This window comes from Streptococcus sp. 27098_8_69 (assembly GCF_041432445.1).
In the GTDB taxonomy this organism is placed as follows: domain Bacteria; phylum Bacillota; class Bacilli; order Lactobacillales; family Streptococcaceae; genus Streptococcus.
The window spans coordinates 1-23,348 of the sequence record NZ_JAPVZO010000032.1 but is presented as its reverse complement, the minus strand read 5'-3'; the positions used below and the strand labels follow the sequence as shown (position 1 = coordinate 23,348).

General features: G+C 39.5%; 18 protein-coding genes, 1 other RNA gene and 1 pseudogene. 17 read left to right on the top strand and 3 right to left on the bottom strand.

Going from position 1 to position 23,348, the window contains the following annotated elements; all coding sequences use genetic code 11:
• Nucleotides 1-273 (top strand): transposase (locus O3658_RS09635; RefSeq protein ID WP_371561193.1); only part of this gene is annotated, 273 nt, incomplete at its 5' end.
• A gap of 350 nt (nt 274-623) precedes the next feature.
• On the opposite strand, the pseudogene O3658_RS09630 reads toward O3658_RS09635, so the two are convergent.
• From O3658_RS09630 to recU, 3 genes and pseudogenes are all read right to left on the bottom strand, one after another.
• Nucleotides 624-1,470: pseudogene (locus tag O3658_RS09630) on the bottom strand (IS630 family transposase).
• 112 nt (nt 1,471-1,582) lie between these two features.
• Nucleotides 1,583-3,739 carry a penicillin-binding protein PBP1A gene (pbp1a, locus tag O3658_RS09625; protein WP_371561191.1) on the bottom strand — a complete coding sequence of 719 codons (2,157 nt, stop codon included), beginning with the start codon at nt 3,737-3,739 and terminating at the stop codon, nt 1,583-1,585.
• A complete protein-coding gene (gene recU, locus O3658_RS09620; protein WP_371561189.1) occupies nt 3,736-4,332 on the bottom strand; it encodes a Holliday junction resolvase RecU in 597 nt (198 codons plus the stop codon). Before recU ends, pbp1a begins: the two co-directional genes overlap by 4 nt.
• 67 nt (nt 4,333-4,399) lie before the next feature.
• Here recU and O3658_RS09615 point away from each other — a divergent pair, with 67 nt between their 5' ends.
• The 16 genes from O3658_RS09615 to O3658_RS09540 all read left to right on the top strand — a co-directional run.
• Complete coding sequence (locus O3658_RS09615; protein ID WP_371561195.1) at nt 4,400-4,927, top strand: DUF1273 domain-containing protein; 528 nt, start codon at nt 4,400-4,402, stop codon at nt 4,925-4,927.
• A 69-nt stretch (nt 4,928-4,996) separates the two neighbouring features.
• Nucleotides 4,997-5,326 (top strand): cell division regulator GpsB, encoded by a 330-nt coding sequence (gpsB, locus tag O3658_RS09610; RefSeq protein ID WP_371561187.1) that lies wholly within the window; start codon nt 4,997-4,999, stop codon nt 5,324-5,326.
• A gap of 18 nt (nt 5,327-5,344) precedes the next feature.
• An RNA gene (gene rnpB, locus O3658_RS09605) (RNase P RNA component class B) lies at nt 5,345-5,725 on the top strand.
• Between the two features lie 81 nt (nt 5,726-5,806).
• Nucleotides 5,807-6,964, top strand: a complete 1,158-nt coding sequence (locus tag O3658_RS09600; RefSeq protein ID WP_371561185.1) for a class I SAM-dependent RNA methyltransferase — start codon at nt 5,807-5,809, stop codon at nt 6,962-6,964.
• Between the two features lie 12 nt (nt 6,965-6,976).
• Nucleotides 6,977-8,440, top strand: coding sequence for a cell division site-positioning protein MapZ family protein (locus tag O3658_RS09595; RefSeq protein WP_371561183.1), 1,464 nt, complete (start codon nt 6,977-6,979; stop codon nt 8,438-8,440).
• A 76-nt stretch (nt 8,441-8,516) separates the two neighbouring features.
• Nucleotides 8,517-9,941, top strand: a complete 1,425-nt coding sequence (gene gndA, locus O3658_RS09590) for an NADP-dependent phosphogluconate dehydrogenase (RefSeq protein ID WP_003017375.1) — start codon at nt 8,517-8,519, stop codon at nt 9,939-9,941.
• 11 nt (nt 9,942-9,952) lie between these two features.
• Entirely contained in the window at nt 9,953-10,642 is a 690-nt protein-coding gene (locus O3658_RS09585; protein ID WP_311522582.1) for a response regulator transcription factor, read from the top strand.
• A 95-nt stretch (nt 10,643-10,737) separates the two neighbouring features.
• Nucleotides 10,738-11,670, top strand: coding sequence for a choline-binding protein CbpF (cbpF, locus tag O3658_RS09580; protein WP_371561180.1), 933 nt, complete (start codon nt 10,738-10,740; stop codon nt 11,668-11,670).
• 122 nt (nt 11,671-11,792) lie between these two features.
• Nucleotides 11,793-12,671 carry a mevalonate kinase gene (mvk, locus tag O3658_RS09575; RefSeq protein WP_371561178.1) on the top strand — a complete coding sequence of 293 codons (879 nt, stop codon included), beginning with the start codon at nt 11,793-11,795 and terminating at the stop codon, nt 12,669-12,671.
• Complete coding sequence (mvaD, locus tag O3658_RS09570) at nt 12,653-13,606, top strand: diphosphomevalonate decarboxylase (protein WP_371561176.1); 954 nt, start codon at nt 12,653-12,655, stop codon at nt 13,604-13,606. The genes mvk and mvaD overlap by 19 nt, the downstream gene beginning before the upstream one ends.
• Nucleotides 13,593-14,606, top strand: coding sequence for a phosphomevalonate kinase (locus O3658_RS09565; RefSeq protein WP_371561174.1), 1,014 nt, complete (start codon nt 13,593-13,595; stop codon nt 14,604-14,606). Before mvaD ends, O3658_RS09565 begins: the two co-directional genes overlap by 14 nt.
• A complete protein-coding gene (fni, locus tag O3658_RS09560; protein ID WP_371561172.1) occupies nt 14,584-15,585 on the top strand; it encodes a type 2 isopentenyl-diphosphate Delta-isomerase in 1,002 nt (333 codons plus the stop codon). The genes O3658_RS09565 and fni overlap by 23 nt, the downstream gene beginning before the upstream one ends.
• A gap of 94 nt (nt 15,586-15,679) precedes the next feature.
• Nucleotides 15,680-16,378, top strand: a complete 699-nt coding sequence (liaF, locus tag O3658_RS09555; RefSeq protein ID WP_371561170.1) for a cell wall-active antibiotics response protein LiaF — start codon at nt 15,680-15,682, stop codon at nt 16,376-16,378.
• Nucleotides 16,375-17,373: a sensor histidine kinase gene (locus tag O3658_RS09550; protein WP_371561168.1), complete on the top strand. Its 999-nt coding sequence runs from the start codon at nt 16,375-16,377 to the stop codon at nt 17,371-17,373. The genes liaF and O3658_RS09550 overlap by 4 nt, the downstream gene beginning before the upstream one ends.
• An 11-nt stretch (nt 17,374-17,384) precedes the next feature.
• A complete protein-coding gene (locus tag O3658_RS09545; RefSeq protein WP_371561166.1) occupies nt 17,385-18,017 on the top strand; it encodes a response regulator in 633 nt (210 codons plus the stop codon).
• Between the two features lie 990 nt (nt 18,018-19,007).
• Nucleotides 19,008-23,348, top strand: a 4,341-nt coding sequence (locus tag O3658_RS09540) for a sialoglycan-binding domain-containing protein (protein WP_371561164.1), incomplete at its 3' end; no start/stop codon positions are given.

Genomic DNA, 23,348 nt, shown 5'->3' with positions numbered 1-23,348 from the left:
GGATGTTATAAGGAGGGTGCAAAGTCTAAAACTTATTCAATAACCATTAAGAGTAACGATCATCTTTTCCAGAAGAAATTTCAGGAAACACCTTATTTTAAAGAAATGGCCAGACATCGCTATAAAATTGAAGCGAAGAATGCCGAACTAAAACAGAGACATGGCTTTGATGTCGCAAGGGCATCGGGTCTTTTCAACATGGAGTTACAGGCAGCCACAAGCATCTTCGTGGTCAATATGAAACGAATTATGACCTTAATAAATAAAAAATAACCGAGGATTTCGCTCAAATTGATGAGTAGTTCCTCGGTTTTCATTTCATTAAAAGTATGAGAGCTACTTTTTCAGTAGGCTCGACAAAAAGTCTGGCCTTTTGATATCATTCCTGAGACATTAGTTTGACATTTTGGTTATTAGTTCAAGCACTGCATTGAAGTAGTAGAACAGACATTCTAAGTTACGCTCCAGTATTACATAAAAGTAAGATATCTTTTATCTATAATTTTAAACAGTTTTCCCGACTATTTGATTTGTGTTGGGGATAAGGTTGCGATTGAGATATTTAACCTGTTCAGTTGTTTCTCTACATATTTTTAAAAAGTTTGACCTGGTAGAAAGTATAGTCAATTGAAACAAGAATAAGACAAAAGAGCCTCGAAAAAAGTATTACAACTTGGTAATACCTTGTTGAGGTGCTTTTTGATATGAGCCCATGTTTTCTCAATAGGATTGTACTCAGGTGAGTAGGGAGGAAGTGGTAAAAGTTTATGCCAAATTCTTCACATAAGAGCTCTAGCTTACCCATTCTATGGAATCTTGCATTATCCATAATAATAACTGATGGTGTGTTTAATGTTGGTAAGAGAAACTTCTGAAACCAAGCTTCAAAAAAGTCGCTCGTCATCGTCTCTTCGTAAGTCATTGGAGCGATTAACTCGCCATTTATTAGCCCAGCAACCAGTGAGATCCTCTGATATCTTCTTCCAGATATTTTACCTCTTATTAACTGACCTTTTAATGAGCGACCATATTCTCGATAAAAATAAGTATCGAATCCTGTTTCATCAATATAAACAGGTGCTAAGTGCTTTAAACTATTAAATTTTTTAAGAAATAAAGTTACTTTTTCTGGGTCTTGTTCATAGTAGGTGTGATTCTTTTTTTTCGAGTGTACCCCATAGCTTTGAGAGCATAGTGAATGGTAGTTGGATGACAGCAAAATTCAGAAGCTATTTCAGTCAAATAAGCGTCCGGATTGTCAGTAAGATAGTTTTTAAGTCTATCTCTATCAACCTTTCTTGGTTTTGTTCCTTTTACTTGATGGTTTAGCTCTCCTGTTTTCTCTTTTAGCTTTAACCAGCAATAAATGGTATTACGTGAGATTTGGAAAATGTGTGATGCTTCTGTTATACTACCTGTTCGCTCACAATAAGCGAGAACTTTTTTACGAAAATCTAATGAATATGCCATAAGAAGATTATACCACATTATGTACTGTTTTAGGCTCAATTGACTATAAGATTCTACCATAAAAAACTGCATATAAAAAACTGAGAATCAATCCTCAGTTTTTTTATATATTTTATTGTTGTCTTCGTGGATTTTGTTGGGGTTGATTCTGTTGTTGAGAATTTGCAGATGAGTTTGGTTGCGTTGCATTTGGATTAGTAGTACTATTCGTAGTTTCGTTTGAAGAGCTTTCACTTTCAGTTGTTGAAGTTGAACTTGAACTCTCTGTTGTCGAACTTGCTTGAGTTGATTGTGGAATCCAGTTGCTACGTGCACCATTCTTGAAGACGTAATCACCGCTTCTATAAAGTCCATCTGGCATTGTCCAGTCACCAGGATGATCATCCTCGGAAAGGTACTCCATCATTGATCGGTAGATGTTGGCCGCTACTCTAAATCCATCTCCTTCGATTGGAGTGAGGCGATTTGAATAACCTGTCCAAACAGCCATTGAATATTTGCGGGTATATCCTACAAACATTTCATCAGGTGCAACATAATCATATCTCTTAATGTAATTTTCAATTTCATCATCTGTATAGTTAGATGTCCCCGTCTTACCTGCTTGAGGTAACCAAGACATATAGGCACCACGACCATTTCCGTAGGTTAATACGGTTTTCATCATTTCTGTCATCATATAGGCAGTAGTCTCTTTCATGGCACGTGAGCCAGGATCAGAGTACTCTTTTGAACTACCGTCACTAAAGACAATCTTGTTGATATACATTGGCTTATGGTAGATACCACCGTTAGCAAAAGCAGCGTAAGCAGCAGCCATTTTCTCACTACTTGCTCCGTACTTTTTGTTTGACTCAGTCGTGTTACTTGAAATAGCGTTGGCATATACCATGGTTGGATAATCAATGCCAAGTCCATTTAAGAATTTTTTGGCTTTATCAAGTCCAACTCTATCGAGAGTTTCGACTGCTGGTACGTTACGAGATTGTTGGATAGCAGTTTGAAGAGTGATGTTACCATAATAGCCACGATCCCAGTTGTAGACTGGAGTGCTAGTACCTGGGAAGTTATATGGTACATCCTTAAGCATGTAAGCAGTTGAGTCATAGATATCGTACTCAAGTGCAGGTGCATAGTCCGTAATTGGTTTCATAGTTGAACCCCAGTCACGGTTTGTTTCCACTGCTTGGTTAGTACCAAAGGATACATTGCTAGCTTGGTGACGAGATCCGAGTTGGGCAATAACTTTACCATTTGATACATCAACGATAGTAGAAGCTGCTTGGATATCATCATCAGGATAGTTTACGTATTGATCAGTGTTATAGACGTCCCAAAGGTGTTTTTGTACCTCTTGGTCGACGTTTGTATAGACTTCCATACCTGTTGTTAATAGATTATAACCTGTCTCTTGTTCTACTTGATCAATAACCTCTTTAAGATAGTTATCCATGTACTGTGGATAGCTATTAAGAGATTTTAGACTTTGAAGTCCATCTGTGATTGGAGTATTGATGGCAGTTTCATATTGTTCGGCTGTAAGGTATCCTTGCCTTTGCATTTCTGACAAAACGAGGTTTCGTCTTTCAAGGGCAGCTTCAGGATGAGAATAAGGATCGTATTGGTTTGGAGCCTGTGGCATACCTGCTAAGAGCGCTAGCTGTGGAATGGACAAATCTTTGAGATCCTTACCATAGTAGTTCTCTGCAGCAGTCTGCATACCATAGTTACCATTTGACATGTAGACCTTATTGACGTAATAGGTCAATATTTCTTGTTTAGTTGCAGTTCGCTCTAGCTGGATAGCTAACCAAGCCTCTTGAACTTTACGGGATAGGGTTTGATCAGCTGTTGATGTTGAGAAGTAGGTCAATTTTATCAACTGCTGAGTCAAAGTCGATCCACCTTGAAGACCACTATTGCTTCGAAGATTACGAAGGAAAGCTCCTGCTATGCGAATGCTATCAATTCCTCTATGGTTAAAGAAACGGTGATCCTCGATAGAGACAATCGCATTGACAAGATCAGTAGGAATGTCACTACTTTGAGCATTGACACGACGTTCAGCACCTAAATCTGCGATTAGTTCATTTTTGCTATCATAAATTTTACTTGATGTAGTTGCAACAAGTTTGCTCTCGGAAAGTTCAGGAGCCTTGTTTGCATAGTAAAGAAAGACACCACCACCAAGCAGGAAAGCTGCGATAAATAAGCTAATCACACCAATGCCGAGGTATTTAGCGATGCGTAAGATAGTTTGTTTGTTCATATTGTTTTACCACCTAGTAAATGTTGTTTGACTGTATCAAGGTAAGGAATTTGTGGAAAAGCAGACTGCTCAATCACATAACCGAATTCTTTGATATAGTCAAGCGGCATTGACTTTTTCCCCATATCCTGATGATAAAAACGGATGAGGTCAACTGCCGGCAATAAATACGTTTCTTGATAAGAAGAAAAATGAAGAAGGACAAAGCAAATCCCTTTTTGTTCAAGGACTTGTTCCATATGCCGAATCTGATGAGGATGGAAGTTCTTCATCGGAATGGCATGTTTTTGCTTAGTTTCCTTAGCTTCGAAATCGATGTAAAACCCTTCATAAACTCCAGAATAATCGGTAGTCGATGCCTGTCTAAAATAAGCTTCAACAATCTTAGCCCGACTACGCTGCGGATAGTCTACGCGGACAATCTGAACAGGAGTTGGTTTCTTATGGATAACAGCTAAACCGTGTGTCAGATAATACTCGTTTGTAGCATTGATCATCTTTTCAAAGGTCATCCCACGATTTGCGAAATTTTTAGTTTGTGAGGTGACTTCTTGTTTTTTTTTCGATGAAAGTTTATGAGGATAGTTGACCATAATTCTCCTTATTGGTACAATAACATCACTCTATTATACCATAAAAGTGAACAGAAAGGGTGAAAAAATGCATACAGCCTTGGTTTTAGGCTATTCTAGCTTTGATTTAGGATTGTTTAATGACAAAGATATTCGTTTAAAAATTATTAAAAAAGCCATTCGTAGAGATTTGGAAAAAATGGCAGACGAAGGGTTGAAATGGTTGGTATTTACGGGAACTCTGGGATTTGAACACTGGGTTTTAGAGGTGGCCAGAGATATGAAAGATGACTTTGGTTTCCAACTTGCAACTATCTTTGATTTTGAGACTCATGGGGAAAATTGGAATGAAGGCAATCAGATGAAACTGAGTCGTTTTAAGCAGGTAGACTTTGTCAAATATGCCTATCCTCGCTATGAACACAAGTGGCAGTTAAGAGACTACCAGCAGTTTTTACTGGAAAATACGAATAGTTCTTATCTTTTTTATGATGAGGATAATGAAACGAAATTATCTTATTTTTACCAAAAGATGAAAGAGAAAGAAGACTATTTTATAAAGAAATTAACATTTGATCAGCTAAATGAACTTGCAGAAAATTTTTCCGAAAATTGAAGCTTTGACCTTGATTTTTGTTTGTCTTTTTTTATATAATAATACTAGCAACTGAGAATGGAGAGAGACATGGCAAGTATTATTTTTACAGCAAAAGATATTTTTGAGCAGGATTTTGGAAGAGAAGTACGTGGATATAGTAAAGCAGAGGTTGATGAATTCTTGGATGATGTCATCAAGGATTATGAAACTTATGCAGCATTAGTAAAATCATTGCGTTCAGAAATCGCGGAGCTTAAAGAAGAATTGGCGAAAAAACCTCAAGTGACACCAGCAACTTCTGAATCAGCAGATCATGGAAGTACGACTTCTATGACAAACTTTGATATTTTGAAACGTTTGAATCGTCTTGAAAAAGAAGTATTTGGCAAACAAATCTTGGATAATTCTGATTTCTAAGAATGATTTTGTTGTGCAATTTTTGGATAATCGCGTGAAGAGAATTTCTTTTCATGAGGAAAGTCCATGCTAGCACAGGCTGTGATGCCTGTAGTGTTTGTGCTAGGCGAAACCATAAGCCTAGGGACGAGAAATCGTTACGGCAGTTGAAATGGCTAAGTCTTTTGATAGGTCAGAGTAGGCTTGAAAGTGCCACAGTGACGGAGTCTCTCTGGAAACGGAGAGAGTGGAACGCGGTAAACCCCTCAAGCTAGCAACCCAAATTTTGGTCGGGGCATGGAGTGCGCGGAAACGAACGTAGTACTCTGACTGCTATCAGCTAGAGCTGCTAGTGGTAGACAGATGATTATCGAAGGAAGTGGTCCTAGTCACTTCTGGAACAAAACATGGCTTATAGAAAATTGCATATAGGTTGGGGCTGAGATATATTCTCAACCTCATTTTTTAAAGTGAATAAAGAAAGGTCTATAAAAGACTGAAATGAAAACAACATTTAATTTAATTGCGACTGCTGCGGCGGGTTTGGAAGCTGTAGTTGGGCGTGAAGTAAGAGATTTGGGTTATGATTGTCAAGTTGAAAATGGGCGTGTTCGTTTTCAAGGTGATGTTAAAGCGATTATCCAAACTAACCTGTGGCTAAGAGCTGCAGATAGAATCAAAATCGTTGTGGGAACTTTTCCTGCAAAAACATTTGAAGAACTCTTCCAAGGTGTTTTTGCTCTAGATTGGGAGAACTATCTCCCACTTGGAGCACGTTTCCCAATTGCCAAGGCTAAGTGTGTCAAATCAAAATTACACAATGAGCCAAGTGTGCAGGCGATTTCTAAGAAGGCAGTTGTTAAGAAATTACAAAAACATTATGCACGACCAGAGGGCGTTCCTCTCATGGAAAATGGTCCAGAGTTCAAGATTGAAGTTTCCATTTTGAAAGATGTAGCGACTGTTATGATTGATACAACTGGGTCAAGTCTCTTTAAACGTGGTTACCGTACTGAAAAAGGTGGAGCTCCGATCAAAGAAAATATGGCAGCTGCGATTTTGCAACTTTCTAACTGGTACCCTGATAAGCCTTTGATTGATCCAACTTGTGGTTCGGGAACTTTTTGTATTGAGGCGGCTATGATTGCGCGCAAGATGGCGCCTGGTTTGCGTCGTTCTTTTGCCTTTGAAGAATGGAACTGGGTTAGTGATCGCTTGATTCAAGAAGTCAGAACTGAGGCTAGTAAGCGGATAGATCGAGAGATTGAACTGGATATTATGGGTTGTGATATCGATGGTCGTATGGTAGAAATTGCTAAGGCCAATGCCCAGGCAGCAGGGGTTGCAGGAGATATTACCTTTAAGCAGATGCGCGTGCAGGATTTACGTTCCGATAAGATCAATGGGGTGATTATCTCTAACCCGCCTTATGGTGAACGATTGTCAGATGATGCAGGGGTTACCAAGCTCTATGCTGAAATGGGTGAGGTTTTTGAGCCTCTCAAGACGTGGAGTAAATTTATCCTGACTAGTGATGAAGCCTTTGAAAGCAAATATGGTAGTCAGGCGGACAAAAAACGAAAACTCTACAATGGTACTTTGAAAGTTGATTTATATCAATATTTTGGTCAACGTGTCAAAAGAAATTTGACAGATTAGAAAGGAGTTGCCATGGATCCAAAGGATAAAAAAGAAGAGTTGTTAGAACCTGAGAAAATATCTAAGGAACCTCAGTTTGATTTTGAGGAAGCTAAAGATCTGACAGTTGGACAAGTTATTCGAAAAAATGAAGAAATCGAAGCAGGAGTAACTCCTGATGATACGATTTTGGACAAATACATTAAACAACACCGTGAAGAAATCGAGGCTGATAAATTTACTAACATTCAGGCGAAGAAAGAGGAACTTCGAAGTCTAGATGATTTGCTTCAAGATGCCAAAGAAACAATTGATGAAGTGGTTGAACCAGCAGAAGAAGTCCCTGACTTAGAGATTGCTGCTGAAGAAGAGGGAGAAGCAACGGAAGAATTTCTCCTTCCACCCCTTGAAGAAACCTTGGTTATGGATAAAAACCTAGTGGAACCTGTAACTGAGCCCCTTGTTGCAGAGGATGATGAAGCTTTGCAAGAGGAACATCAATCCTTATCTCGCTCTGCTCAAGCAGAAGATGAGCCACAAAACAAAAAGCTGTGGGTCATCTTGTCAGCTCTTTTAGCGATTGTTGTCTTGATTATTGGGGGTAGCTACTATGTTTATCGTCAAATTACGCGTTCTTCCCAAGAAATTCAGTCTCAGTCATCTGATGCAGGTTTGGTAAGTAATCAAGCAATTCTCAATCAATTTAACAGTCTCTATGATACTTTTTATACTGATGAGAATAAAACTGCCCTAAAAAATAGTCAGTTTAGTCAGCTGAGCCAGCTCAAAGAACTTTTAGATAAACTTGAGGGAGCTAGTGAGCATACTCTTGCCAAATCAAAATACGATAGTCTTGAAACACAAATCAAAGCGGTACAAGATGTTAATGCTCAATTTGAAACACCAGCTATCACAGATGGTGTTCTAAATACAAATGCTAAAGTAAAGGCAGATGCTAAATTTACCGAAGTTAAGACAGGGAATACTGAAATTGATAAACTGCTAGCTAAGGCTATTAGTCTCGGTAAGAGTCAACTTTCAAGTTCTACAAGCTCAAGCAGTAGTCAGTCAAGTTCATCAAGCCAAGCAGAGTCAAGTTCTGTAACTGAAAGCAATGCTAGCAGCTCTGCTAATGCATCAACCTCAGCGGGTGAAACAGCCTCAGCAAGTAATATCCTAAATAGTGGACTAGCAAGCAATGGTGTGAACCTACAAAGAAGTGTCAGTCGAGTACCGTACAATCAAGCCGCTGTAAGTGATAGTAGTGATCCTGCTTGGACGTTTGCAGATGGTGTCCTTGAACGCATTCTTGAGACTTCGCGTGCGCGTGGCTACATTACAGGCAACCAATACATTTTGGAACCTGTGAATATTGTTAATGGTAATGGCTACTATAATCTTTATAAACCAGATGGTACCTATCTCTTTACCCTTAATTGTAAGACAGGTTACTTTGTAGGGAATGGTTCTGGACATGCGGATGATTTAGACTACTAGTCAAATTGTTACAAAATTCTTTCTTTTCACAGATAAACATGATAAAATAAAACATATTAAACAAGAGGAGTGTCACATGACAAAAGCTAACTTTGGTGTTGTTGGTATGGCCGTAATGGGTCGTAACCTTGCCCTTAATATTGAATCTCGTGGTTATACAGTTGCTATTTATAACCGTAGTAAAGAAAAAACTGAAGATGTGATTGCTTGCCACCCTGATAAAAACTTCGTGCCAAGCTATGATATCGAAAGCTTCGTAAACTCAATTGAAAAACCACGTCGTATCATGCTTATGGTTCAAGCAGGACCTGGTACAGATGCGACCATCCAAGCCCTTCTTCCACACTTGGATAAAGGTGATATCTTGATTGATGGAGGGAATACTTTCTACAAAGATACCATCCGTCGTAATGAAGAGTTGGCGAACTCAGGTATCAACTTTATCGGTACAGGTGTTTCTGGTGGTGAAAAAGGTGCCCTTGAAGGTCCTTCTATCATGCCTGGCGGACAAAAAGAAGCTTATGACTTGGTAGCAGATGTTCTTGAAGAAATCTCTGCTAAAGCTCCAGAAGATGGTAAACCATGTGTAACTTACATCGGTCCTGATGGAGCTGGTCACTATGTAAAAATGGTCCACAATGGGATCGAGTACGGTGATATGCAATTGATCGCAGAAAGCTACGATCTTATGCAACACTTGCTTGGCCTCTCTGCAGAAGACATGGCTGAAATCTTTACTGAGTGGAACAAGGGTGAATTGGACAGCTACTTGATTGAAATCACAGCTGATATTTTGGGCCGTAAAGATGACGAAGGTCAAGACGGACCAATCGTAGACTATATCTTGGATGCTGCAGGAAACAAAGGAACTGGTAAATGGACTAGTCAATCAGCTCTTGACCTTGGTGTGCCATTGTCACTCATTACTGAGTCAGTATTTGCACGTTACATCTCAACTTACAAAGAAGAACGTGTTCATGCAAGCAAGGTGCTTCCAAAACCAGCCGCTTTCAAATTTGAAGGCGACAAGGCTGAGTTGATTGAAAAAATCCGTCAAGCCCTTTACTTCTCAAAAATCATCTCATACGCACAAGGTTTTGCGCAATTGCGTGTAGCTTCTAAAGAAAATAATTGGAACTTGCCATTTGCAGATATCGCTTCTATCTGGCGTGATGGATGTATCATCCGTTCTCGTTTCTTGCAAAAGATTACAGATGCTTACAACCGTGATGCAGATCTTGCTAACCTTCTTTTGGATGAGTACTTCTTGGATGTAACAGCTAAGTACCAACAATCAGTTCGTGATATCGTAGCTCTTGCTGTTCAAGCAGGTGTACCAGTACCAACATTCTCAGCAGCCATTACTTACTTTGATAGCTACCGTTCAGCTGATCTTCCAGCGAACTTGATCCAAGCACAACGTGACTACTTTGGTGCCCACACTTACCAACGTAAGGATAAAGAAGGAACATTCCACTACTCTTGGTATGACGAAAAATAAGTAGGTCAGCCATGGGGAAACGGATTTTATTACTTGAGAAAGAAAGAAATCTAGCTCATTTTTTAAGTCTGGAACTCCAAAAAGAGCAATACCGAGTTGATCAGGTAGAAGAGGGACAAAAAGCCCTCTCCATGGCTCTTCAGACAGACTATGACTTGATTTTATTGAATGCTCATCTAGGGGATATGACAGCCCAGGATTTTGCAGATAAGTTGAGTCGAACCAAGCCAGCTGCGGTGATCATGGTCTTGGACCATCGAGAAGAATTGCAAGACCAACTTGAAACAATCCAGCGTTTCGCTGTTTCATACATCTATAAACCAATCATTATCGATGATTTGGTCAGTCGTATTTCAGCTATCTTCCGAGGTCGAGATTTCATCGACCAACACTGTAGTCAGATGAAAGTTCCGACAGCTTATCGCAATCTGCGTATGGATGTTGAACATCATACCGTCTATCGTGGCGAGGAGATGATTGCTCTGACACGTCGTGAATATGACCTCTTAGCTACCCTTATGGGAAGTAAGAAGGTTTTAACTCGTGAGCAATTGCTGGAAAGAGTTTGGAAGTATGAAAGTGCGACCGAAACCAATATAGTGGACGTTTATATCCGTTATCTACGTAGTAAACTTGACGTGAAAGGTCAAAAGAGCTACATTAAAACCGTGCGTGGTGTTGGTTACACCATGCAAGAATAGAAAAGCAGTTGCAGTTTTGTAACTGCTTTTTTTGAGTCGTTGAAATGTTGACATATGATTTGAACTTTGATACAATCATTTTGGAGGAAACAAGAATGAAATTTTTGAAAAAAATGATGCAAGTTGGACTAGCAGTATTTTTCTTAAGTCTGTTAGCAACAAGTACAGTATTTGCGGATGATTCGGATTCAGAAGGCTGGCAATTTGTCCAAGAAAATGGTAGAACCTACTACAAGAAGGGGGAACTCAAAGAAACCTACTGGCGAGTGATTGATGGTAAGTACTATTATTTTGATCCTTTATCTGGAGAGATGGTTGTCGGCTGGCAATATATACCTGCTCCACACAAAGGGGTTACGATTGGTCCTTCTCCAAGGCAAGAGATTGCTTTTAGACCAGATTGGTTTTACTTTGGTCAAGATGGGGTACTACAAGAATTTGTTGGTAAGCAAGTTTTAGAAGCAAAAACTGCTACAAATACCAACAAACACCATGGTGAACAATATGATAGCTCTACTGAGAAACGAGTCTACTATTTTAAAGACCAAAGAAGTTATCACACCTTAAAAACCGGTTGGGTTCATGATGAGGGGCACTGGTATTATTTACAGAAGGATGGTGGCTTTGATTCTCGCATCAACAGATTGACTGTTGGGGAGCTCGCACGTGGCTGGATAAACGATGATTCAACTTGGTACTATCTAGATCCAACAACTGCTACAATGCAAACAGGTTGGCAATATCTTGGTAACAAGTGGTATTATCTCCGTTCATCAGGTGCTATGGCGACAGGTTGGTATCTAGATGGTTCAACTTGGTATTACCTAGATGCTGAAAATGGTGATATGAAAACTGGCTGGATTTATGTCGATAATACTTGGTATTATCTTCGTTCGTCAGGAGCTATGGTGACAGGCTGGTTCCAAGTTAATGGTAAATGGTACTATGCCTATAGTTCAGGTGCCCTAGCTGTAAATACCGCAGTAGGTGGCTACCAGGTCAACTATAATGGTGAGTGGGTACAATAATGAAAACAAGCGATTGTGAAGGAAACAATCGCTTTTTTTGTGAAAATATAATAAAATAGAAAGGAATAAAGTTCTAAAATTTTATCTAGAAAAAGACGCTTTTCGTCTGATAGAAGGATTAAATGACAAAAGAAGTTGGTGTCGGTCAGGCACATAGTAAAATTATTTTAATAGGAGAGCATGCGGTGGTTTATGGCTACCCAGCCATCTCTTTGCCTCTTTTAGAGGTAGAGGTGACTTGTCGGGTAGTTCCTGCAGCGACACCATGGCGTCTTTTTGAAGAGGACACCTTGTCTATGGCTGTCTATGCTTCTCTCGAGTATTTGAATATCAAAGAAGCTTGCATTCGTTGTCAAGTTGACTCGGCTATTCCTGAAAAACGTGGGATGGGGTCCTCAGCAGCCATTAGCATTGCTGCTATTCGTGCGGTATTTGATTATTACCAAGCAGAACTTCCACATGATGTGTTAGAGATTTTAGTCAATCGGGCGGAGATGATTGCCCATATGAATCCTAGTGGTTTAGATGCCAAGACCTGTCTTAGTGACCAGCCTATTCGTTTTATCAAGAATGTTGGTTTTGAAGAATTAACCATGGATTTGTCAGCTTATCTGGTTATTGCAGATACTGGAGTTTATGGACATACTCGTGAAGCTATCCAAGTTGTTGAGAGCAAGGGCAAGGATGCCTTACCTTTCTTGCATGCGCTAGGAGAGTTGACCCAAGAAGCAGAAGAAGCAATAAAAACAAAAGATGCCGTGAAGCTGGGAGAAATTCTAACCAAAGCTCATGGAAATCTAAAAGAAATCGGAGTTAGTAGCCCTGAGGCAGATGCCTTGGTAGAAACTGCTCTTGCACATGGATCTCTAGGCGCCAAGATGAGTGGTGGAGGTCTAGGAGGCTGCATCATCGCCTTGGTTGCTAATGTCAGTCAAGCACAAGAACTCGCAGAAAGATTAGAAGAGAAAGGAGCTGTTCAGACATGGATCGAAAGCCTGTAACAGTACGTTCCTATGCCAATATTGCTATTATCAAATATTGGGGTAAGAAAGCAGAAAAAGAGATGGTTCCTGCGACTAGCAGTATCTCTCTAACCTTAGAAAATATGTATACGGAGACAACACTTTCTCCTTTACCAGCAGATGCAAGCTCGGATGCTTTCTACATCAATGGTCAGTTGCAAAACGAAGCTGAGCATGTCAAAATGAGTAAAATCATTGACCGCTACCGTCCTGAAGGAGCAGGTTTTGTTCGTATTGACACCAAGAACAATATGCCAACAGCGGCAGGTCTTTCTTCAAGTTCTAGTGGTTTGTCTGCCCTAGTCAAAGCCTGCAATGCTTACTTCCAATTAGGGCTAGATCGTAAAGAATTAGCTTTGGAAGCTAAGTTCGCATCTGGTTCTTCATCTCGTAGTTTTTATGGACCGATAGCAGCTTGGGATAAGGATAGTGGAGAGATTTATCCAGTTGAAACTGACTTGAAACTAGCTATGATTATGTTGGTCTTGGAAGACCAGAAAAAACCAATCTCTAGTCGAGATGGCATGAAACTCTGTGTAGAAACTTCGACAACTTTTGAGGACTGGATTCGTCAATCTGAACAAGATTACAAGGATATGCTAATTTACCTCAAGGAAAATGACTTTGAGAAAGTTGGACTATTAACAGAAAAGAACGCTCTCGCAATGCATGCTACGACAAAAACTGCAAATCCGCCGTTCTCTTATCTGACAGATGCGAGTTATGAGGCTATGGATTTCGTTCGTCAGCTTAGAGAACAAGGAGAATCTTGTTACTTCACCATGGATGCGGGGCCTAATGTCAAGGTTCTTTGTTTAGAAAAAGACTTGGAACATCTATCAGAACTATTAGGTCAACGTTATCGCTTAATCGTTTCAAAAACAAAGGATTTTAGTCAAGATGACGATTGTTAAAACTTGTGGGAAGCTCTATTGGGCTGGGGAGTATGCCATTTTAGAACCAGGACAGTTGGCGCTAATAAAGGCTATTCCCATCTATATGACGGCTGAGATTAAAATATCTGATGCTTATCGACTCTACTCAGATATGTTTACTTACAGTGTAGACTTGCGACCGGATTCTTCTTATGCCTTGATTCAAGAAACAGTTGCCTTGGTGGAGGAGTATCTAACTGCCCAAGGAGTTGAACTGCAGCCTTTTTCTTTAGAGATTCGTGGAAAAATGGAGCGTGAGGGCAAGAAGTTTGGTCTGGGTTCTAGTGGTAGTGTAGTTGTTTTGGTTATCAAGGCCATACTTGCTTTTTATGAAAGACCAGCTGAAAGAGACCTCTTGTTTAAACTGGCGAGTGCAGTCCTTCTCAAACGTGGGGACAATGGCTCCATGGGTGACATTGCTTGTATCGTTTCAGAAGATCTAGTTCTCTATCAGTCGTTTGACCGTGAGAAAGTGGCACAATGGCTAGAAAAGGAAGACTTGCCAACTGTATTGGCACGTGATTGGGGCTTTTCTATTTCTAGTGTTGAACCAGCCTTGAAATTTGATTTTTTGGTGGGTTGGACCAAGGAAGTAGCTGTATCTAGTCACATGGTCAAGCAAATCAAGAATAATATGAACGCGAGCTTCTTGCTGGCTTCAAAAGAAACTGTAGCTAACTTGGTAAAGGCTTTGGAGACAGATCAAGAAGAAACCATTATTGACTTGCTAGAACAAGCCAGCCAACTTTTAGAAGGCTTGAGTTCAGATATTTACACACCTTCGCTCAGACAATTAAAAGATGCCAGCCGAGACTTAAAAGCTGTTGCAAAAAGTAGTGGTGCTGGTGGTGGAGACTGTGGGATAGCCCTCAGTTTTGACCAAGATTCGACCACATTACTGAAAAAACGCTGGGCTGATCTAGGGATTGAGCTCTTGTATCAAGAAAGGATAGGACATGACGACGAATCGGAAGGATGAGCACATCCACTATGCCCTTGAACAAAAAAGTACTTATAATAGTTTTGATGAGGTGGAGTTAATCCACTCCTCACTACCCTTATATGACTTAGATGAGATTGATCTTTCGACAGAATTTGCAGAGCGCAAATGGGACTTTCCTTTTTATATAAATGCTATGACAGGCGGTAGTGACAAGGGCAGAGAAATCAATCAAAAATTGGCTCAGGTGGCAGATGCTTGTGGGATTTTATTTGTGACAGGTTCCTACAGCGCTGCCCTAAAGGATCCATCAGATGACTCTTTCTCCGTCAAAACTAGTCACCCTAACCTTCTACTTGGAACCAATATTGGCTTGGATAAGTCTGTTGAACTGGGGCTACAAACGGTCAAAGAGATGAATCCCCTTCTATTGCAAGTCCATGTTAATGTTATGCAGGAATTACTCATGCCAGAAGGTGAACGTCAATTTAGATTATGGCAAAGCAATCTGAAAGATTATGCTAATCAAATCTCAGTTCCTCTTGTTTTAAAAGAAGTCGGCTTTGGCATGGATGTGAAGACCATTGCTAAGGCGTACGAGATGGGGATACGTACGGTTGATTTGTCTGGCCGTGGCGGAACTAGCTTTGCCTATATCGAAAACCGTCGCAGTGGTCAACGGGACTACCTCAATGATTGGGGGCAATCGACCATGCAAACCCTTCTAAATGCCCAAGACTGGAAAGATAAGATGGAACTTTTGGTAAGTGGAGGAGTGCGCAATCCACTAGACATCATCAAATGCCTAGTCTTTGGAGCCAAGGCAGTTGGTCTATCACGTACCATGTTAGAATTAGTTGAAAACTACCCAGTGGATGTCGTTATCGCTATTGTTGAAAGCTGGAAGGAAGATCTACGCTTGATTATGTGTGCCCTTAATTGTGCAAAAATTGAGGATTTGCAGCAGGTAGACTATCTCCTTTACGGAAAATTAAAAGAAGCAAAAGATCAACTATAAGGAGGTCGGGATTTTGGTCCCGGTCTCTTTATCATTCCTCAGACTGATGTGACTTTTTGGTTTTGTGATACAATAAAATAGAGAGGACGGATACATGCGAAAATTTCAAATTTTTCTATTTATTGAAGCTTGTTTATTAACAGGAGCTCTGATTATGATGGTATCAGAGCATTTTTCCCGTTTTCTGCTGATATTGCTCTTGTTTTTACTGCTGATTCGATACTATACTGGAAGACAGGGAAATAACCTCATATTAGTGGCAGTGAGCATCCTATTTTTCTTTATCATCATGCTCAATCCTTTTGTTATTATGGCTATCTTTGTGGCCTTGATATACAGCCTGCTTTTGCTTTATCCTATGATGAACCAGGAAAGAGAAGATACCAATCTGTTTTTTGAAGAAGTAGTGACGGTAAAGAGGGAGAAAAATCGTTGGTTTGGAAATCTCCACCATTTTTCAAGTTACCAGACTTGTCGCTTTGATGATATCAACCTTTTTCGTCTCATGGGGAAAGATACGATTCATTTGGAGCATGTCATTTTGAGCAATCATGATAATGTTATCATCTTGAGAAAACTAGTGGGTACGACTAGAATTATTGTACCAGTGGATGTAGAAGTCAGCCTTAGTGTCAATTCTCTGTATGGAGACTTAGCCTTTTTTGACCAGCCTAAACGTGCTTTGCGCAATGAACAATTTCATCAAGAAACGAGAGACTATCTCAAGAGTCCTAAGAGTGTAAAGATTTTCTTAACAACCATGGTTGGAGATGTTGAGGTGGTGAGAGGATGAAAAAACAACCCTATATTTTAATTGGTCTCACCTCATTTCTCTATGTTGCCTTTCTCTTTCGAAGCATTTTTAGGGTCATAGATTTGGAGTGGACTTCTCTTTTCCAGGATCTAGAAAAGACAGAAAAAGTCCTTTTTCTAGCCCTGATGTTTAGTCTTGCCCTAGCCTTTTTATTAGTCCTATTCTGGACAATGGTTGACGAAATTTCAAAGAGAAGAATCCAAGCAAATCTCAAACGTCTCCTAGCTGGCAAAGATATAGAAAGTTTGGGAGATGCTGACTTAGACGCAAGTTTTAGAAATTTGTCAGGAAAGCTCGGTTTGTTGACAGAAGCTATTCAAAAAGCAGACAATCAGACCTTGGTCAAAGAAGAGGTGATCATTGAAAAGGAGCGCAAGCGAATCGCACGTGACTTGCATGATACAGTTAGTCAAGAAATTTTTGCTGCCCATATGATTTTATCAGGACTCAGTCAACAAGCTTCCAGATTAGACAAAGAGAAGATGCAGACACAACTCCAGAGTGTGACAGCTATTTTGGAGACAGCCCAGAGAGATTTGCGTATCCTACTCTTACATTTGCGACCGATAGAACTGGAACAAAAGAGTCTGGTTGAGGGGATTCAGTTGCTTCTCAAAGAATTGGAAGAAAAAAGTGAACTCAAAGTCAGTTTTAAATATCAGGTAGACGAATTGCCTAAAAAGATTGAGGAGCATGTCTTTCGTATCGTTCAAGAATTGATTAGTAATACTCTCCGTCATGCCCAAGCTTCCTGTCTGGATGTTTATCTTTATCAGACTGAAACAGAATTACAGTTGAAAGTAGTAGACAACGGTCGCGGTTTTCAGTTAGATGATGTTGATGAACTAAGCTATGGACTACGCAATATCAAAGAACGAGTGGAAGATATGGCTGGTAGCATACAACTATTAACAGCTCCCAAGCAAGGTTTGGCAGTGGATATTCGTATTCCCTTGCTTGATTTGGATAGATAAGAGGAAGTAAGATGAAACTATTATTGGTAGATGACCACCAAATGGTGCGTCTTGGTTTGAAAAGTTATTTTGAATTACAAGATGATGTAGAGGTTGTAGGAGAAGCAACCAATGGTGCGGAAGGAATTTCCATGGCCTTGGAGCTTCGTCCAGATGTGATTGTCATGGATATTGTCATGCCTGAAGTCAATGGGATTGATGCGACACTAGCTATTCTCAAAGAATGGCCAGAGGCTAAAATCTTGATCGTGACTTCTTACCTAGACAATGAAAAAATCATGCCAGTCTTAAATGCTGGGGCTAAAGGCTATATGCTCAAGACATCAAGTGCCGATGAATTGTTACACGCTGTTCGTAAGGTGGCGGTTGGAGAGCTAGCCATTGAACAAGAGGTTAGCAAGAAGGTAGAATACAACCGTAATCATATTGAACTTCATGAGGATTTGACTGCGCGTGAACGAGATGTCCTTCAACTAATCGCTAAGGGCTATGAAAATCAGCGTATCGCCGATGAATTGTTCATTTCCCTTAAGACAGTTAAAACCCACGTTTCCAACATTTTAGCAAAGCTTCAGGTTAGTGATCGCACCCAGGCAGCGGTTTATGCTTTTCAACACCACTTAGTAGGCCATGAAGACTTCTAGATGCATCTTTTGGAGCCAAACTAAGGTTTATTCGGTAAATTGGATACTTTTAGCAAAAAACAGTAATTTAGAATTAACAAGTACCTCAAGCAGTCCTAAAAACTCGGTTCTAACCAGAAAAAACCATAATAGGTGGTAGCTAGTAGAAGTTGTTAACAACTAGACAGTAGAGAGTATCATCTCGAGAAAGATGTCTGTCAAATGAGCCTACTACTATTGTTCAGACTGCAAAAAGATACAAATGATTTATACCAAGGATTTAGTCCTTTTATAGTGGATTGAATCTGGAATAGTACACTATGACTGCTAAAAAATATTTCTAGAAATTAGTTTGCCTTTCCTAAACGATTTGTTCGTACCTTATTTCAATCTACTATATTTGACTCTCGCAGGTGTAATCGATGGCATCCCTCGGTGTCATCTCATATTTTTACAAGAAAACACCACTTTGATCCTATAAAATCAAAAAGAGCAGAAATTTTCAGTGTACGATCATCTATAGTATAGGATTTATTAAAAACTCTTTCCTTAGGTTCTTAGAACATAAGAAGATTCATCGATTGACTTGTAAATTAAAAATATATACTTGGACTAGCATCTTTCTTAAGTGGTTTGTCAATAAAAAGTGTCGGTTGATTTTTCTTGAGTATTAAAAGATTCAAGAAAATTTAGGGTTGCTAATGTTCTTTGATAAAAACTCCATTCATTTATTTTTTCTTTCATTTTGAAAATTTAATGTAAATTTTCTGTTTTTTTTGAAATTTTGTGTCTTAAAAGATACAGTGAAGAAAACTATGTGTTTAGAATCCTATTTTCCTTAATTTTTAGATGACTATATTAAGCGATAAAAGGCAGTGTATATGTAGTTTTGGGTTTATAAAATACTTGAAAGTTCAAAAATTGTTTTAATTGACTATTTTCTAGAAGAGATGTATAATTGAATTGTATGTAAAAGACATGCAGTTATTTTTAAACAAAGGAGATAATGTGATGTATTTTAATCGTAAAAATGCAGAGCAGAAGAACTGGCGTATGATTAAAAAAGGAAAACATTTCCTTTTTGGTTGTTCGCTTGTCTTTGCAGTTGGTGCAGCCTTGGTAGCTCCAACGGTTAAGGCCGACACAGCTGCTACTGGGGAGGTAGAGACTAAAACTGCCAACTCAGCTGCTGAAGCAAGCTCTAGTGACGAGGTAGGAACGTATAAAGCACCAGCAGTGGAGGTATCAACAACTTCACCAGTGGTTGCCGAAAATCCTACAAGTTCAGAAGCTACTTCAGCAAAAACAGCTAAGGAAGCAGATGGAGTTCAGCTCCCTTCATTGACAGTGGTAGCAGATTCTTCAGCTTTGACAGATGAAGAAAAAGCAAATGTAGTGGAAGCTGTTAAGGGGGTAAATCCTACAGCGACTGATGTTCAAGTCCAAGCAGACGGATCAGTAGTTGTGACTTTTGCTGATGGTTCAACTGCAAACTTGACAGCAGCTCAAACTGTCAAAGTGGCAGCTCCAGCAGAAACTTCAGCCACTCAACCTAAGTCAAGAAGCCGTCGAGCTGCAGGACAAGAACGTGCTCAAGATCGCTCTGAGGAAGGGAAGGACATTAAGTTCGAATATAAGGGTGGTAAAAAAATTGAGGATGGCGATCCAACTCAGCGTGCCAAGATCGAGTACAGACAGCTGGATGACTATGAAGTTGTCAATGGGAAAACAGTTCCTACAGACCCATCTGGCCAAGGACGTCCAGTCTTGGAATGGACGGTAACCTTTAACGAAGCCCGATATGATAAAGCAGGTGCTTACTGGTATTTCTCAATTCCTAAAAACGTATCTGATCCATATAATGTTATAACAGAGTATGATGGCGTTTATACTACTCGAACTGAATGGAGTAATGGTAACGGAAACGCAAATGAATCTGGTAAGCAGTATATTTATGATAACAGTCAGGTTGAGGTATATGTAAAAGGTACTACTGGTGGCAGTGAATACAATAAGATTCCTGGTTTGAACGGTGTCAAGGATAACTCTAAGAAGCTCTACCTTCTTGACACACATATTTATTCAGGTATTCGCAAGTTCACTGTTCGTTACCGTACAGTGGTTGAAAAACCATCAGAAACGATTTCTTATATTGCAGGTGTGCAATCTGTAAAAAACTTAGGTTCGAACAACTGGTATGCTATCTCAGGTAAGTATGACAAGCAGTTGGTTAGTCAGGTTGATGCACCAAATGTAACTCCAAACTTGAGCAAAACCTCTGTTAACGTTCCTGTTCAGACAGTTGCTTCAACTTCAAGCACTCTTTCAGGAACAGGTGTTCCAGGGGCTAAAATCAAGCTTTATGTCGATGGTCAAGAGCAAAATATCGGCAATGTCACTGTTGACAGCGCTGGAAACTGGACTACTGGTGAGCTTCCAACAGCCTTGAACAACAACCAAGGTGATGGTACAACTATTAAACCACGTCAACTAGTACAGGTGAGTCAAACTGTCAACGGTACTGAAAGTGGCCGTCGTACAGTACCAGTATCTGTCGGTGTGACAACTGTTGAACCTTCAAGCTTGTCTACTAATCAAGACGCTGTTATTGCAGGACAAAAAGAGGTGACTCTTAAGGTTCCTCACGATGCAGGGATCGCTTACATGCGCTACACAGATACTTCAGGTCAAGTTCTAGAAATCCCAGTTAAACGTGACAGTGCCTCAGCTGCATGGACATCACAAAAATCAGATAAGGCAACTGTCAAATCAGTTGAGCACGGTAAGTTCCAAGACACGATTGTCCTTACAATGGCTGACAAGATTGCAGGTGTTGAAGTAGCAGCTATTTCAAACGTGGTAGAAGGTGGCTTCTCAAGTGTGGCTGACTGGCAATCACGTTCAGTAGAAAACCAAGCTCCAACTATTGCATCAGCTGTTGAAGGAAACAACAAAACTGTTGCTCAAGGTGCTCAACTTGACCTTGCATCTCTTGTGACAGTAGCAGATAAAGAAGATGATGCTCAAGCAACTCTAGGTGATAAGGTTCATGCTGAAGTTGTCTCAGTAAATGGAAACACTGCAACTAAGACAGTTGATACAAATACCCAAGGCACTTACACAGTTAAGTATAAAGCCGTTGATAGCCAAGGTAAAGAGTCAGGTGAGATTGAAGTTACTGTAGTTGTAAATCCTGCACGTCAAAACGAGGCTCCAACAGTAGAGATTCCATACTCTAATAAAGATACTAAAGAAGTTTATGTATATTCTGGAGAAGAAAACTCATTTGACATTAAATTCAAAGATGATAGCGGAAAAATTGCGAGTGCCACTGTAAAACAAGGTGGTAACAGAGCGTTTGATGATGTTGCAGGTGAAGAAAATACTATCAATACTCAATATGGATTTAAAGCAAATGTTATCAATGCTGAAACTACAGCGACAGATGCTACCCCAGCGGTAATCACTTATAGAGGTACCCCAGCAGCAACAGATGGTTTGAGCCAATCTGACTTTGATGCAGCAACTAAGGGAGATAAAGCACCAGGTATGGTTTTAGGATGGCGTTATGCAACAGCAACTGACACAGATGGTGCATTTATTGAGAATAAAGCCGTAGGAAACCCAACTGACCCAGGTGCATTCCGTGTCATTCTTAAAACACAAGCTCAAAAATATGACATTGCAACTCCAACTGAAAAAGTTACTGTAGCAGATCCAGCTAATGTAACTAATGCTGAGCTAGGCAAAATCAAAGAGAAACTTCAACTTGAGTACTCTCAAAACAACGATGATGCTAACTTAGCAGACAAAAAAGGTAAAACTGTAGCTGATAAAGATGCTAAGATTCAATCAGTAGCAAAAGATGCCGAAGGAAATCTTGTTGTAACCTATGCAGATGGTTCTCAAGAAAAAAGAGCTTTATCAGATTTTGTAAACGTAGCTCCAAAAGTTGAAATTCCATACTCATTGGACAACAGGAAAGATGTATTTGTATATGCAAATGAAGATTTTGATATTCCTATTAAATTTACGGATGATTCAGGGAAAATTGCATCTGCAGAAATTTTACGTGGTGGAAATAAGGTACAACCAGCTAAAGATGAATCAAATCCAAATATATTGGATAACGAATATGATACAGTAGTTGAAAAAATCTCGACAGAAACAACAGCAACAGCGGCAGATCCTGCAGTTGTTCACATTAGAGGTAAAATCACAAAAGATACAGAAGGTGGAACACCTGTAAAAAAACTAACACTTCCTACAACAGAAAGTGCTGAACTTCCAATTGTAACTCGTTATGCCACTGCAACAGATACAGATGGAGGACTTCTTTACAATATCTCGACTGGAAATTCATATGCAAATGACCCAGGTTCATTCAGAATTGTCTTAAAAGCTCAAACAGCAAAATATGATATTAAGGATCCAGAGACAAAAATTTCTGTAGCGAATGCTAATAATATATCAGAAGATGTGTTTAACCAGATTAAAGATAGCATTAAGATTCAATATTCTACAACAAACAAAGATAAAAATCTGCTTGACAAACAAGGTACAGACGTTGATAACCAAAATGAGCGTATTGAAAGCATAACTAGAGAAGGAAATAACGTTGTAGTAACCTATAAAGATGGTTCTAAAGATACAAAAGCATTAGCAGATTTTGTAAACGTAGCTCCAACAGTTGAACTTCCATACTCAAATAAAGATAAGAAAGAAATCTATGTTTATACAGGTGAAAACACTGATTTAACATTCAAAGCATCAGACAACACTGCTGTTAAAGATATGTATGTACGTGGTCCTGGTGGTATTGGAACAGATAATACGGCAGGTTACGGTTTCACAACTGGAAAAATCGAGAATTCAGCAGTCACTCATGGTGATGGTACTGTATCAGGTGCTACAGCTACTCTTAAGATGACAGGTGTTACAACACTTAAAGCTCCAAACCATTGGACAAGTTTTGTTGTTGCTAATGACAATGATAATGCACCATCAGCTACTGATTTTAGAGCATTAGATCAAAACCCTAATGCAACTCAGACACCAGGATATGTTCACTTCATCGTTAAATCTCAAACAGATAAGTACGATATTGCAACTCCAGCTGATAAAGTTGAAGTAGCAGATCCAACTAATGTAACAAAAGATGACTTAGCTAAAATCGAAAAAAAACTGAAACTTGAGTACAACAAGGACAATGACGATGCGAATATCGCAAAAAATACTCCAGTTGATAAAGATGGTAAGATTAAATCAGTCACAAACGATGGCAAAGGAAATCTTGTAGTAACATATACAGATGGTTCAACAGATACAAAACCATTGTCAGAATTTGTAACT

What these genes read in the sequence shown, in the direction of transcription:
- liaF (WP_371561170.1), top strand. Translation starts at nt 15,680, where the DNA reads ATGCGAAAATTTCAAATTTTTCTATTTATTGAAGCTTGTTTATTAACA.
- gpsB (WP_371561187.1), top strand. Translation starts at nt 4,997, where the DNA reads ATGGCAAGTATTATTTTTACAGCAAAAGATATTTTTGAGCAGGATTTT.
- gndA (WP_003017375.1), top strand. Translation starts at nt 8,517, where the DNA reads ATGACAAAAGCTAACTTTGGTGTTGTTGGTATGGCCGTAATGGGTCGT.
- pbp1a (WP_371561191.1), bottom strand. Translation starts at nt 3,739, where the DNA reads ATGAACAAACAAACTATCTTACGCATCGCTAAATACCTCGGCATTGGT.
- O3658_RS09545 (WP_371561166.1), top strand. Translation starts at nt 17,385, where the DNA reads ATGAAACTATTATTGGTAGATGACCACCAAATGGTGCGTCTTGGTTTG.
- O3658_RS09595 (WP_371561183.1), top strand. Translation starts at nt 6,977, where the DNA reads ATGGATCCAAAGGATAAAAAAGAAGAGTTGTTAGAACCTGAGAAAATA.
- O3658_RS09550 (WP_371561168.1), top strand. Translation starts at nt 16,375, where the DNA reads ATGAAAAAACAACCCTATATTTTAATTGGTCTCACCTCATTTCTCTAT.
- O3658_RS09585 (WP_311522582.1), top strand. Translation starts at nt 9,953, where the DNA reads ATGGGGAAACGGATTTTATTACTTGAGAAAGAAAGAAATCTAGCTCAT.
- mvk (WP_371561178.1), top strand. Translation starts at nt 11,793, where the DNA reads ATGACAAAAGAAGTTGGTGTCGGTCAGGCACATAGTAAAATTATTTTA.
- O3658_RS09600 (WP_371561185.1), top strand. Translation starts at nt 5,807, where the DNA reads ATGAAAACAACATTTAATTTAATTGCGACTGCTGCGGCGGGTTTGGAA.
- O3658_RS09565 (WP_371561174.1), top strand. Translation starts at nt 13,593, where the DNA reads ATGACGATTGTTAAAACTTGTGGGAAGCTCTATTGGGCTGGGGAGTAT.
- mvaD (WP_371561176.1), top strand. Translation starts at nt 12,653, where the DNA reads ATGGATCGAAAGCCTGTAACAGTACGTTCCTATGCCAATATTGCTATT.
- fni (WP_371561172.1), top strand. Translation starts at nt 14,584, where the DNA reads ATGACGACGAATCGGAAGGATGAGCACATCCACTATGCCCTTGAACAA.
- recU (WP_371561189.1), bottom strand. Translation starts at nt 4,332, where the DNA reads ATGGTCAACTATCCTCATAAACTTTCATCGAAAAAAAAACAAGAAGTC.
- O3658_RS09615 (WP_371561195.1), top strand. Translation starts at nt 4,400, where the DNA reads ATGCATACAGCCTTGGTTTTAGGCTATTCTAGCTTTGATTTAGGATTG.
- cbpF (WP_371561180.1), top strand. Translation starts at nt 10,738, where the DNA reads ATGAAATTTTTGAAAAAAATGATGCAAGTTGGACTAGCAGTATTTTTC.